The organism is Stenotrophomonas sp. IS26 (assembly GCF_054188265.1).
Genome location: NZ_JBSZJV010000003.1, coordinates 22,422 through 35,265 on the forward strand (window position 1 = coordinate 22,422; position 12,844 = coordinate 35,265).

At 66.5% G+C, this 12,844-nt stretch carries 13 protein-coding genes; 8 read left to right on the forward strand and 5 right to left on the reverse strand.

The genetic code is table 11. From position 1 onward, the window contains the following. Nucleotides 1–116: 116 nt before the first annotated feature. From obgE to rplU, 3 genes are all read right to left on the reverse strand, one after another. Nucleotides 117–1,169 carry a GTPase ObgE gene (gene obgE / locus ACW6W5_RS03665; RefSeq protein WP_088432136.1) on the reverse strand — a complete coding sequence of 351 codons (1,053 nt, stop codon included), beginning with the start codon at nt 1,167–1,169 and terminating at the stop codon, nt 117–119. A gap of 194 nt (nt 1,170–1,363) precedes the next feature. Next, nucleotides 1,364–1,624: a 50S ribosomal protein L27 gene (rpmA, locus tag ACW6W5_RS03670; protein WP_019184517.1), complete on the reverse strand. Its 261-nt coding sequence runs from the start codon at nt 1,622–1,624 to the stop codon at nt 1,364–1,366. A gap of 15 nt (nt 1,625–1,639) precedes the next feature. Then, entirely contained in the window at nt 1,640–1,957 is a 318-nt protein-coding gene (gene rplU, locus ACW6W5_RS03675; protein ID WP_019184518.1) for a 50S ribosomal protein L21, read from the reverse strand. Nucleotides 1,958–2,252: 295 nt separating this feature from the next. Between rplU and uvrA the strand changes: the two genes are divergently transcribed. Both uvrA and ACW6W5_RS03685 read left to right on the forward strand, forming a co-directional pair. Next, a complete protein-coding gene (gene uvrA, locus ACW6W5_RS03680; RefSeq protein ID WP_121043407.1) occupies nt 2,253–5,228 on the forward strand; it encodes an excinuclease ABC subunit UvrA in 2,976 nt (991 codons plus the stop codon). Continuing rightward, nucleotides 5,225–5,632 carry an acyl-CoA thioesterase gene (locus tag ACW6W5_RS03685; RefSeq protein WP_088432134.1) on the forward strand — a complete coding sequence of 136 codons (408 nt, stop codon included), beginning with the start codon at nt 5,225–5,227 and terminating at the stop codon, nt 5,630–5,632. The genes uvrA and ACW6W5_RS03685 overlap by 4 nt, the downstream gene beginning before the upstream one ends. A 116-nt stretch (nt 5,633–5,748) precedes the next feature. Here ACW6W5_RS03685 and ACW6W5_RS03690 read toward each other — a convergent pair whose 3' ends face one another. Beyond that, nucleotides 5,749–6,192 carry a copper chaperone PCu(A)C gene (locus ACW6W5_RS03690; protein ID WP_152153684.1) on the reverse strand — a complete coding sequence of 148 codons (444 nt, stop codon included), beginning with the start codon at nt 6,190–6,192 and terminating at the stop codon, nt 5,749–5,751. Between the two features lie 34 nt (nt 6,193–6,226). On the opposite strand from ACW6W5_RS03690, the gene ACW6W5_RS03695 reads away from it, so the two are divergent. The 4 genes from ACW6W5_RS03695 (at nt 6,227) to ACW6W5_RS03710 (ending at nt 9,913) form a co-directional block, all read left to right on the forward strand. Next, nucleotides 6,227–7,006 (forward strand): enoyl-CoA hydratase/isomerase family protein, encoded by a 780-nt coding sequence (locus tag ACW6W5_RS03695; RefSeq protein WP_152153682.1) that lies wholly within the window; start codon nt 6,227–6,229, stop codon nt 7,004–7,006. 147 nt (nt 7,007–7,153) lie between these two features. Next, on the forward strand, nt 7,154–8,062 hold the full coding sequence (gene tesB, locus ACW6W5_RS03700; protein WP_088432131.1) for an acyl-CoA thioesterase II: 909 nt from the start codon (nt 7,154–7,156) through the stop codon (nt 8,060–8,062). Between the two features lies 1 nt (nt 8,063). Next, on the forward strand, nt 8,064–8,573 hold the full coding sequence (locus ACW6W5_RS03705) for a putative signal transducing protein (RefSeq protein ID WP_121043398.1): 510 nt from the start codon (nt 8,064–8,066) through the stop codon (nt 8,571–8,573). A gap of 131 nt (nt 8,574–8,704) precedes the next feature. Continuing rightward, a complete protein-coding gene (locus ACW6W5_RS03710) occupies nt 8,705–9,913 on the forward strand; it encodes an RNA polymerase sigma factor (RefSeq protein WP_152153680.1) in 1,209 nt (402 codons plus the stop codon). A 58-nt stretch (nt 9,914–9,971) separates the two neighbouring features. Here the strand turns inward: ACW6W5_RS03710 and ACW6W5_RS03715 are convergent, their stop codons facing one another. Next, nucleotides 9,972–10,577: an EF-hand domain-containing protein gene (locus ACW6W5_RS03715; protein WP_152153678.1), complete on the reverse strand. Its 606-nt coding sequence runs from the start codon at nt 10,575–10,577 to the stop codon at nt 9,972–9,974. A gap of 154 nt (nt 10,578–10,731) precedes the next feature. Between ACW6W5_RS03715 and ACW6W5_RS03720 the strand changes: the two genes are divergently transcribed. Next, nucleotides 10,732–11,487 (forward strand): arginyltransferase, encoded by a 756-nt coding sequence (locus ACW6W5_RS03720; protein WP_121043392.1) that lies wholly within the window; start codon nt 10,732–10,734, stop codon nt 11,485–11,487. Nucleotides 11,488–11,524: 37 nt separating this feature from the next. Continuing rightward, entirely contained in the window at nt 11,525–12,730 is a 1,206-nt protein-coding gene (locus ACW6W5_RS03725; RefSeq protein WP_152153676.1) for an endonuclease/exonuclease/phosphatase family protein, read from the forward strand. Nucleotides 12,731–12,844: the final 114 nt, after the last annotated feature.

Here is a 12,844-nt window from a genome sequence, read left to right on the forward strand (position 1 = left end):
CCCCGGCCGGGTTTTTTATTGCCTGCGATCTGCGACGGCCAGCCCGGTCGGCGGTGACGACGGCACCACAGAAAAACCCGGCCGCAGCCGGGTTTCTCAGGGGCGCGCGGGTGCGCTCAGTACGCATCGCGCGCTTGCGCCTCGTCTTCCTTCTGGCGATCGAAGAAGGCCATCACGTTGTTCATGATCGGCCAGGTGCCTTCACGACCCAGCGCCGAGACCAGGTACCACGGCTGGGTCCAGCCCAGCTCGGCGACGATCTTCTCGGCGGCGGCCTTGGCCTCGTCCTCGAACATCAGGTCGGCCTTGTTCAGCACCAGCCAGCGCGGCTTGTCCAGCAGCTCCGGATCGTGCTTTTCCAGCTCGCGCTCGATTGCACGGACCTGCTCGATCGGCGAGACACCTTCCACGCCACCTTCCATCGGGGAGATATCCACGAGGTGCAGCAGCAGGCGGGTGCGCTGCAGGTGGCGCAGGAACTGCGCGCCCAGGCCCGCGCCATCGGCCGCACCCTCGATCAGGCCGGGAATGTCGGCGATCACGAAGCTGCGGTAGTTCTCCACGCGCACGACGCCCAGATTGGGGTACAGCGTGGTGAACGGGTAATCGGCGACCTTCGGGGTCGCCGCCGACACCGCACGGATCAGCGTGCTCTTGCCGGCGTTCGGGAAGCCCAGCAGGCCGACGTCGGCCAGCAGCTTCAGCTCGAGCTTGAGCAGGCGCTCTTCACCCTCTTCACCCGGCAGCGCCTGGCGCGGCGAGCGGTTGGTGGAGCTCTTGAAATGCATGTTGCCCAGGCCACCGCGGCCGCCCTTGGCCACCAGCAGGCGGTCGCCATGGCTGGTCAGATCGCCGATCACTTCATCGGTGCTGACGTTCATGATCACGGTGCCGATCGGCACGGTGATGACCAGGTCTTCGCCGCCCTTGCCATAGGCCTGGCGGCCCATGCCGTTCTCGCCGCGCTGCGCCTTGAAGATGCGGTCATGGCGGAAATCGACCAGGGTGTTGAGGTTCTCGTCGGCACGGATCCACACGCTGCCGCCATTACCGCCGTCGCCACCGTCCGGCCCGCCCAGCGGAATGAACTTCTCGCGACGGAAACCGATGCAGCCGTTGCCGCCATTGCCGGCGATCACCTGGATTTCTGCTTCGTCTACAAGTTTCATGATTCTGGATGCCAATCTGGAGGCGGCGGGCGCGAGGTGCACCCCACCGCAGAGTCTAACGGCCCCGGTACGATCCAGGGCCGGCGGCGGGAAATGTCCCGCCCGATAGTTGATACCAACGAAAAACCCCGCCGAAGCGGGGCTTTCGTCAGCGACCCCACGCCGTGGCGTGGGCGCCTGCGTACCGCTGAAGATCAGGCTTCGGCGACGACGCTGACGGTACGACGCTTCTTCGGGCCCTTGACCGAGAACTCCACCTTGCCGTCGACGAGCGCGAACAGGGTGTGGTCACGGCCGAGGCCAACGCCGGTACCCGGATGGAACTGGGTGCCGCGCTGACGCACGATGATGTTGCCGGCATCGATGGCCTGGCCACCGAAGATCTTGACGCCGAGGTACTTCGGGTTGGAGTCGCGACCGTTGCGCGATGAGCCTACGCCCTTCTTATGTGCCATGACTGCTTCTCCTTATTACTTGCTGCCACCGGCAATGCCGGTGATCTCGATTTCGGTGTAGTACTGACGGTGACCCTGGCGCTTCATGTGGTGCTTACGGCGACGGAACTTGATGATCCGGACCTTGTCGGCACGACCCTGGGACACGACCTTGGCAGTGACCGAAGCGCCGCTCAGCGCGTCGCCCAGCTTGATGCCATCGCTGTCGCCCAGCATCAGGATGTTGTCGAACTTGATCTCGTTGCCGACTTCGACTTCGAGCTTTTCAACGCGGAGCGTTTCGCCCTGCGCCACGCGGTATTGCTTACCGCCGGTTACCAGTACTGCGTACATGACCAGACTTCCTCTGTAGTTATTGTGGTCTATGGACTGCCGCCATCGAGGGCGGACAGAAGCGGAATTTTAATGACTTCAACCACTTCGGGTCAACCCACCCCCTGCTCTGACCCGGATTTGGCTGAATACGGTTCAGGAAACCGGCTCGTGGGGTCTCAGGGAATGAGACATGGGGGTGGCAAAGTCCACGATTGCCCCCAAATCCCAAGCTCGGTAGGCTGACCGATTGCCGTTTCCGATTGCCCCACCCGCTTGCCGGCTCCCTGAGCCGAAGCCCCACAACGGATCCCCCATGGCGATGGATTTCATCCGCATCCGCGGCGCGCGGACGCACAATCTTAAGAACATCGATCTCGACCTGCCCCGCGACAAGCTGATTGTCATCACCGGCCTGTCCGGCTCGGGCAAGTCCTCGTTGGCGTTCGACACCATTTACGCTGAAGGCCAGCGTCGTTACGTGGAGTCGCTGTCGGCCTATGCCCGCCAGTTCCTCAGCGTGATGGAAAAGCCGGACCTGGACCACATCGAGGGCCTGTCCCCGGCGATCTCGATCGAGCAGAAATCGACCTCGCACAACCCGCGCTCGACCGTCGGCACGATCACCGAGATCTACGACTACCTGCGCCTGCTGTACGCCCGCGTCGGCAGCCCGCGCTGCCCGGACCACGGCTACCCGCTGGAAGCGCAGACGGTCAGCCAGATGGTCGACCACGTGCTGACCCTGGATGCCGAGCAGCGCTACATGCTGCTGGCGCCGGTGATCCGCGAGCGCAAGGGCGAGCACGCCCAGGTCTTCGACCAGCTGCGCGCGCAGGGGTATGTGCGCGTGCGGGTGGACGGCCAGCTGCATGAAATCGATGCGGTGCCGCCGCTGGCACTGCGCCAGAAGCACACCATCGAAGCGGTGATCGACCGCTTCCGCCCGCGCGAGGACATCAAGCAGCGCCTGGCCGAGAGCTTTGAAACCGCGCTCAAGCTTGGCGACGGCATGGTCTCGGTGCAGTCGCTGGATGTGGAGGATGCGCCTGCGCATCTGTTCTCCTCCAAGTACAGCTGCCCGGTCTGCGATTACTCGCTGCCGGAGCTGGAACCGCGCCTGTTCTCGTTCAACTCGCCGGTCGGCGCCTGCCCGGGCTGCGATGGCCTGGGCATGGCCGAGTTCTTCGACCCCTCGCGCGTGGTGGTGCACCCGGAGCTGTCGCTCTCGGCCGGCGCCGTGCGCGGTTGGGACCGCCGCAATGCGTACTACTTCCAGCTGATCGCCTCGCTGGCCAAGCACTACAAGTTCGACACCGACGCCCCTTGGCAGAGCCTGCCCGAGGACGTGCGCCAGGCCGTGCTGTACGGCAGCGGCGAAGAGACGATCACCTTCACCTACTTCACCGAAGCCGGTGGCCGAACCCAGCGCAAGCATCGCTTCGAGGGCATCATTCCCAACCTCGAACGCCGCTACAAAGAGACCGAATCCTCGGCCGTGCGCGAAGAGCTGGCCAAGTACATCAGCGAGCGCAACTGCCCCGAGTGCCAGGGCCAGCGCCTGAACAAGGCCGCGCGCAATGTGTTCGTGGCCGACCGTGCGCTGCCGGAACTGGTGGTGATGCCGATCGACGATGCGCTGAAGTTCTTCAGCAGCATGACCCTGCCCGGCTGGCGCGGCGAGATCGCCGGCAAGATCGTCAAGGAGATCGGCGAACGGCTCGGCTTCCTGGTCGACGTCGGCCTGGATTACCTGACCCTGGAGCGCAAGGCCGATACCCTCTCCGGTGGTGAAGCCCAGCGCATCCGGCTGGCCTCGCAGATCGGCGCCGGCCTGGTCGGCGTGATGTACGTGCTGGATGAGCCCTCGATCGGCCTGCACCAGCGCGACAACGAACGCCTGCTCGGCACCCTGACCCGCCTGCGCGACCTCGGCAACACGGTGATCGTGGTCGAGCATGACGAAGACGCGATCCGCCTGGCCGACTACGTGCTGGACATCGGTCCGGGCGCGGGCGTGCACGGCGGCGAGATCGTCGGCCAGGGCACGCTGCAGGACATCCTGGATGCGCCGCGCTCGCTGACCGGCCAATACCTGTCGGGCAAGCGCGCCATCGAGATCCCGGCGCGCCGGCACAAGCCCAACCCGAAGATGACCCTGCACCTGCGCGGTGCCAGCGGCAACAACCTCAAGGGCGTGGACCTGGATATTCCGTCGGGCCTGCTGACCTGCATCACCGGCGTGTCCGGCTCGGGCAAGTCGACCCTGATCAACGACACCCTGTTCTCGCTGGCCGCCAACGAGATCAACGGCTCCTCGCACCCGATCGCCCCGTACAAGGAAGTCGACGGGCTGGATCTGTTCGACAAGGTGGTGGACATCGACCAGTCGCCGATCGGCCGCACCCCGCGCTCGAACCCGGCCACCTACACCGGTCTGTTCACGCCGCTGCGCGAGCTGTACGCGCAGGTGCCCGAAGCGCGTGCACGCGGCTATTCGCCGGGGCGTTTCAGCTTCAACGTGCGCGGTGGCCGCTGCGAGGCCTGCCAGGGCGATGGCCTGATCAAGGTGGAAATGCACTTCCTGCCCGACGTTTACGTGCCCTGCGATGTCTGCCACGGCAAGCGCTACAACCGCGAAACGCTGGAGATCCTGTACAAGGGCTACAACATCAACGACGTGCTGCAGATGACCGTCGAAGATGCGCTGAAGCTGTTCGAGCCGGTGCCGAGCATCGCGCGCAAGCTGGAAACGCTGGTCGATGTGGGCCTGAGCTACATCAAGCTGGGCCAGAGCGCGACCACGCTGTCCGGTGGTGAAGCGCAGCGCGTGAAACTGTCCAAGGAACTGTCGCGCCGCGATACCGGGCGCACGCTGTACATCCTGGATGAGCCGACCACCGGCCTGCACTTCCACGACATCGAGGCGCTGCTCGGCGTGCTGCACAAGCTGCGCGACGAAGGCAACACGGTGGTGGTGATCGAGCACAACCTGGACGTGATCAAGACCGCCGACTGGATCGTCGATCTGGGTCCGGAAGGCGGCCACCGCGGTGGCACCATCCTGGTCACCGGTACGCCGGAGGACGTGGCGGCCTGCCCAACCTCGTACACCGGCCAGTTCCTGGCCAAAATGCTGCCCTCCACCAGCGCGCGTCCGGAACAGCCGGCGGCCGTGGCCAACAAGCCCGACGCCCGCCCGCCGCGCAAGGCCAAGCCGGAACCGAAGAAGGCCGTGCGCAAGACCGCCGCGACCAAAGCCCCCAGCAAGACCAAGAAGAAGACCGCATGAGCAACGAGCACAAGATCCTCGCCCGCGTGCCGATCAGCGTCCGCTGGCGCGACATGGACAGCATGGGCCACGTGAACAACGCCAAGTACATCTCCTACCTGGAAGAAGCGCGCGTGCGCTGGATGCTGGGCGTGGAGGGCGTTTCGATGACCGACCGGATCGCACCGGTAGTGGCGGCGACCAACGTCAACTACCGCCTGCCGATCGTGTGGCCCAACGATATCGTGGTGGAGCTGTTCGTCGAGCGTCTCGGCAACAGCAGCGTGACCATCGGCCACCGCATCGTGGACGAGAAGAACGACAGCACGCTGTATTCGGATGGCAACGTGGTAGTGGTCTGGATGGACACGCAGACCGGCAAGAGCGCGCCGTTGCCAGAGGCGATCCGCACCGCGTCGAGCTGAGAGGTTCCGCCGCGCCGAACTGAAAAGTAGTGCCGGCCACTGGCCGGCAGTTTCATGGCAGCGATGGACTGCGTGGGTGCCGGCCAGCGGCCGGCACTACCACGGCCCATGCATCTTTACGGCACCGCGCTGCGCACCTGCAACGTTCCATCCACCTTGCGCCCATCTTCCAGGCTCAGCCGCAACGGCAGCTGCGCCCCCTCTTTCAGCGCCACCTCCGGCTGCATCAACATCAGGTGCAGACCACCGGGTTTCAGCACGACCGTCGCCCCCGCCGCGATCGGCAGGCGTTCGACCGCGCGCATGCGGCTGACGCCGTCGACCAGCGTGGTTTCGTGCAGCGAGACATCGCCGAACGCCTTGCTGCCGGCGGCGACCACCACCACCGCCTCGCGGCAGTCGTTGTGGATCTGGCCGTAGCCGGCCGCCATCGGCATCGCACCGGGCGGCAGGCGCACCCACCCATCGCGCAGTGACACACAGGCCGGCGTTGCGGCCCACGCGGATGTTGCGAACGCACACAATCCCAACAATACGCACACGAATGGTTTGGTTATCATCGGCTTCGTTCCCTGTCCGCAACGAGACTGCAGCATGACGACGCTCATCGAGGTGATCAACCACGGCCCCATCCGCGAACTGCGGCTGGCCAGGCCACCGGTCAATGCGTTGGACACCGAGCTATGCCGGCACCTGATCCACGCGATCAACCAGGCGATGTCCGATGATGTGCACGGCATCGTGCTGTCCGGCAGCGAGCGCATCTTCAGCGCCGGCATGGACGTGCCGCACCTGCTCGGCCACGGCGATGACAAACACAAGCTGCTGGACAGCTGGCAGGCCTTCTTCGGCGCCGTGCGCACCCTGGCCGAGTGCCGCGTGCCGGTGGTCGCCGCCATGACCGGGCACGCCCCGGCCGGCGGCTGCGTGCTCGCGTTGTGCTGCGACTATCGGATCATCGCCCGCAGCCCCGACGCCGCCCATCCCACGGTGATCGGCCTGAACGAAGTGCAGGTCGGGCTGGTCGCGCCGGAAGGCATCCAGCGCCTGATGCGCCGCGTGGTCGGCCACCACCGGTCCACCACCCTGCTGGTCGGCGGCGAAATGGTGCCGGCCGAGCGTGCGCTGCAGATCGGGCTGGTCGATGAGGTGGTCGACGCCAATCTGGTGGTTGCCCGTGCCGTGGCCTGGCTGCAGGGCCTGCTCACGCTGCCGCGCCAGCCGATGCTGCTGACCCGCGCGATCGCCCGTGCCGATCTCCACGAGGCCCTGCACGCCGATCTGATCCAGCTGGATCGCTTCATCGAGGCCTGGTACGCCCCGGACGCCCAGCAGGCGCTGCAGGGACTGGTCGCGCGGCTGGGAAAGGGATGACCCACCACGGTTGAAGCGCGCCCGCGCACACCGGTAGTGCCGGCCGCTGGCCGGCTTCCCTACACCTGTACCTGACGAGGAGCGGGCCAGCAGCCGGCCCTACCGGAGCCCGTATAATCGGCGCCAGTCCAACCCAGGTTGCCGCCTTTGTCCGCCACGCACGAACCCGTCGTTTCCGAGCTGATCGACCTACTCTCGCTCGAACGCCTGGAAGACAATCTGTTCCGCGGCCAGAGCCGCGATATCGGTACCAAGTATGTTTTTGGCGGCCAGGTGCTGGGCCAGGCGCTGTCGGCCGCCCAGAAGACGGTCGAGAACGGCCGTCACGTGCATTCGCTGCACGCCTACTTCCTGCGTGCCGGCAACATCGACCACCCCATCGTCTATGACGTGGACCGCACCCGCGATGGCGGCAGCTTCTCCGTCCGCCGGGTCACCGCGATCCAGCACGGCAAGGTGATCTTCTTCTGCGCCGCTTCGTTCCAGCAGGCCGAGACCGGTGCCGAGCACCAGCACAAGATGCCCGAAGTGCCGCAGCCGGAAGACATCGAACCGAACCAGCCGCTGCCGCAGGCGGTCCTGGATCGTCTGCCGATCAAGGTGCAGCGCTGGCTCTCGCGGGGCGGCCCGTTCGAGTTCCGCCATGTCTACCCGCGTGACGAACTCAACCCGCCCAAGCGCCCGCCGTACCACCAGGTCTGGCTGCGCCTGAACGAGACCGTCGGCGATGCCCCGGAGCTGCATCAGGCGCTGCTCGCCTACGCCTCGGACTTCCACCTGCTCGGCACCGCGACCTTCCCGCACGGCATCAGCTACTACCAGCCGCATGTGCAGATGGCCTCGCTGGACCATGCGATCTGGTTCCACCGCCCGTTCCGCGCCGACGATTGGCTGCTGTACTCGCTGGACAGTCCCAGCGCGCAGGATTCGCGTGGCCTGGCGCGTGGCCAGTTCTTCACCCGCAACGGCATCCTGGTCGCCAGCACGGCGCAGGAAGGCCTGATCCGCGTGGTCGACGACAGTGCCGCGGCTGCCGCCGTGCCGGCCAAGGACTGACATGAGACAGATCTTCAACAGCCAGCGAGTGGAAACCGTCGAAGGCGTGGCCCAGCTGCTGCGCGACGCCGGCATCGAGGTGCGCATCACCAACGGACGCTCGTACCACAGCAAACGCGGCAGCCAGTTCAGCTATCTGGACAAGGAAAAGGCCACTACCCACCCGACCCTGTGGGTGGTGCATGCCGATGACCAGCCCCGCGCCCGCGAGATCCTGCGCGATGCGCGCCTGCTCGAAACCACCCGCCGCGATCACCCGACCGCGCAGTTCGCGTTCCGCGACGAGGTCGCCCAGAACGATGCGCCGCGCAACTGGGCCTGGCGCATCCGTATCGGCCTGCTGCTGGTGATCGCTGCCGTGGCGATGGTGGTGGTCATGCGCCACCGCAGCGCCCCGGTCGCGGCGCCCGCGCCGACCCCGACCGTGCAGCCGGCGGCGTCGCCGACCGCACCGGCAGCCCCCCCGCCGGAAGAAGAGGAAGTGCGGGTCCGGATCCAGCCCACCGAGTAACAGGTAGTGCCGGCCGCTGGCCGGCTCCTCGTGCGGTTGGAAGCCTGCAGAGCCGGCCAGCGGCCGGCACTACCCGGTCACATCCGGGACCGGCACGCGTCATGATGGGACCATCCCCGGGGGAGGACACCATGACGCCGCATACGCTGACCATCACGCTCGAACGCGAGCTGCCGGCTGCCGCAGGCGGCTGCCAGCAGTCGTATGGCCGCATCGTGCTGGCCTGCCAGAACACGGTCACCGCGATCGCGCTGGCGATCACCCGCGATGTGCATGCCAGCGAGGACATCGCGCAGGAAGCGTTCATCAAGGCCTGGCAGCAACTCAACCAGTTGCACAGCCATGCCAGCTTCCTGCCCTGGTTGCGCCAGATCACCCGCAATCTCGCCCGTGACTGGCTGCGCGCCAACCGCGGCCGCCCGCTGTCCGGCGAGGCCGCCGAGATCGCCATCAACATGGCTGCCGACCCCAGCCCCAGTGCCCCGGATCATCTGCAACGGGTAGAGGAAGAACTGGCCGCCGAAGACATCATCTCGGCGCTGCCGGAAGACAGCCGCGAAACCCTGCTGCTCTATTACCGCGAAGGTCAGAGTTCGCAGCAGGTCGCCGATCTGCTCGGGCTCAGTGATGCCGCCGTGCGCAAGCGCCTGTCGCGTGCACGTGCCACCGTGCGTGAGGAGATGCTGCGTCGCTTCAGCGACTTCGCCCGCAGCAGCGCGCCGAGTGCCGCCTTCGCCACGACCGTCGTATCGATGGTGCTGGTCGCCGCCCCGGGCACGGCCAGTGCTGCGATCCTGCTGGGCACCGGGCTGGGCACCGGGAAGCTCGGCCTGGGCGGTGCCAGTGTCTCCGGCGGTGCGGCAATGGGCTCGTTGACGGCAGCGGCCAGCCAGACACAGGTGTTTCCACCGGATCTCGCCTGGGGCGCGATCATCGGCGGCATGGTCGGCGGCGTGCTGGGCAGCTACCTGGGCGGCCGTTATCTGCTCTCATATGCCGAGAACGAAAGCGAGCGCGCAGCGATCCGCAGGTTCGTCCACTACAGCACCTTCACTGCGATGCTGGTCTGCATGGGCGTATTCGCCTTGGGCTTCCTGCCCTTGGCCTGGTACTGGCCATGCGTGGCGCTGGCGATCGGCCTGGGCGTCGTCAACTATCAGTGCCTGGTCCCGCTGCAGCGGATCATGGCGCCGATGATCGCGCGCGATGCGGCCCGCCACGGGCGCACCGGGGCGAACTGGAAATATCAGTCGTTGTACGGCCCCAAAGCGCTGTGGGCCATGAATCTGCTGGTGGTCGGCACCATCGTCTGGGCGATGTACAGGAACGGCCGCATCTGATGGACGAAAAGCGCCGGTCGATGACCGGCGCTTTCGTTACACACCACCGCCATACCGCTTACTTCGTGGCCGGTGCCTTCGGCGGCATCGGCGGCTTGCCATCGCGATGCTTGCCATCGCGATGATCACCACGCGGGCCACCGAACGGGCCCTTGGCCGCATCGAACTCGGCCTTGCTCAGCTGGCCGTCCTTGTTGGTATCGGCTGCGGCAAACCAGGCATCACGATGCTGCTTCATGCGCAGCTCGCGGTCGGCCTTGTCCAGGTAACCATCCTTGTTGACGTCCATCGCATCGAAGCGCGCGGCCAGGCGCGGGTCGGCCTTGGCCTCCTCGCGGCTGATGCGGCCGTCCTTGTTGGTGTCCAGCTTGGCCATCCAGTCGCCATGCCCACCCGGGCCACGCCCGTGGCGCTTGCCGTGCCAGCGCGGCAGTTCCTCACGGGAGAGCTTGCCGTCCTTGTTGGCATCGAGCGTGTCGAACTGCGCAGCCAGACGGGGCGACTTGGCCGCTTCGGTGCGGTCGATGAAGCCATCGCCATTGGTGTCCAGCTTGGCACGGGCCGGCTTGTCAGCGGCGGCGGGGGTATCGGCAGCGACCGCCAGGCCGGCAGCACCGGTGGACAGCAGCAGGGCCAGCAGCAGGAGGGATTTGCGGTTGCGCATGGGTAACTCCGGTTTGTGAGGGAAACTGCGTGCGGTGCATGGCACCCACACCGGTAACAACGCGTGGGCGCCAGCACCGTTGACAGCCCGGCCAGCCGTGTTCATTTGGCAGACAGTCGCGGCGGCTGCGACGGCACGGGGCTATGCTGTGGGCATGGCAATACACGGCGACCGCGACGACGAGCTGCGACTGTTCCAGACCGGTGACCACCCCTGTGGCTATTGGCCGGAACGGGCCGCACGCGATCTGGTGCTCGATCCCAACGATCCGCGCCTGGGCACGCTGTACCCGATGGCGCTGGGCTGGGGCTTCCGCCGCTCTGGGGATCTGGTCTACCGCCCGCATTGCGCGGACTGCCACGCCTGCGTAGCCGTGCGCATCCCCGTGGCCCGCTTCGCACCGGACCGCAGCCAGCGTCGTTGCCTGGTCCGCAATGCGGATCTGGAAGTGCGTATCGTCGCCGCCGAACAGACCGAAGAGCAGTTCGCGCTGTACCACCGTTACCTGTCCCACCGGCACGCGCAGGGCGGCATGGACGAGCACGGCCCGCACGAGTTCGACCAGTTCCTGATCGGGCGCTGGTCGCAGGGGCGTTTCATCGAAATCCGCGCCCCGGGCGAGGACGGCCATCGCGGCCCGCTGCTCGGGGTCGCCGTGACCGATGTGACCCCGCAAGGACTCTCGGCGGTCTACACCTTCTTCGATCCGGACCAGGCCCATCGCGGCCTGGGCACCTTCGCGATCCTCCAGCAGATCGCCTGGGCCCAGCGCGAGCAGCTGCCGCACCTGTACCTGGGCTACTGGATCCGCGACCACCGCAAGATGGACTACAAGCGCCGGTTCCGCCCGCTGGAGGCCTATGACGGCCGCCGCTGGCACGCCTTCGATGACGAATTGGACGGCCGCTGACGCATCACTGACACCGCGCCGGGTGCAAAATAGGCGGATGAAAGCCCATCCCCTGATCCTTGCCCTAGCCCTGCTCTGCGGCGCCTGCGCCCAGACCCCTGCCAAGACCGCCGCCATGCCGGATACCGCCTCCGCACCGCTGCGGATCGCCACCTACAACACCTCCCTGTACAGCGACGAGACCGGCGGCCTGATCGCCGAGCTCGAAGGTGACAGCGAACACGCGCGCAAGATTGCCGCCGTCCTGCAGCAGGTCCGCCCGGATCTGGTGCTGCTCAACGAGTTCGATTACGACGACGCCCATCGCGCCGCTGATCTCTTCCAGAAGCGCTACCTGGAAGCCGCCCAGCCGGGCGGCGGTGAGCCGCTGCATTACGCCTACCGCTACCTCGCCCCGGTGAACACCGGCGTGCAGAGCGGCCTGGACCTGGACAACAACGGCGAGATCGGCGGCGAAGGCCGCGCCCGTGGCAACGATGCCTGGGGCTACGGCCTGCACCCGGGCCAGTACGGCATGCTGGTACTGTCGCGCTACCCGATCGATGAAGCCAAGGTCCGCAGTTTCCAGCTGCTGAAGTGGAGCACGATGCCCGGCGCCCTGCGCCCGATCGACCCGCGTACCGGGAAATCCTTCTACAACGACCACGTCTGGTCGCAGCTGCGCCTGTCCTCCAAATCGCACTGGGACGTACCGGTGACCACCCCGAACGGCACCGTACACGCCCTGGTCTCGCACCCGACCCCGCCGGTCTTCGACGGCCCGGAGAAGCGCAACGCCGCCCGCAACCACGACGAACTGCGCCTGTGGCAGGACTACCTCAAGGACCGCGACAATTCATGGCTGTGCGATGACCGCGGCCACTGCGGCGGCCTCGCGCAGGACGCGCGCTTCGTCATCCTCGGCGACCTCAACAACGACCCGGTCGACGGCGACGGCCGCCACGAAGCGATCGTCGAACTGATCGAAAACCCCCGCGTCCTGCGCTACCCCACCCCGCGCAGCGTCGGCGCCGAACAGACCAGCCTGGCCTACGCCGAGAAAGGCATCACCCGCACAGGCGCGCCCTTCCACGCCACCGGCGACTTCGGCCCGAAATCCGGCACCATGCGCCTGGACTACGTCCTACCCTCGGTCGGCTTCAGCTACATCGGCAGCGGCGTGTTCTGGCCCGCCAATGACAGCCCGGAAGCAAAAATCGCCGACGGCAGCGACCACCACCTCGTGTGGGTCGACCTGAAATAAAGTCTGCTCCGTATTCAACGAAAAACGGCGAGCCAAGGCTCGCCGTTTTTTTGTCCTGCCATTTTATGCCCCGCCGTTGGATCCGCCCAACCGACCCTCCACGAAGAGGTGATC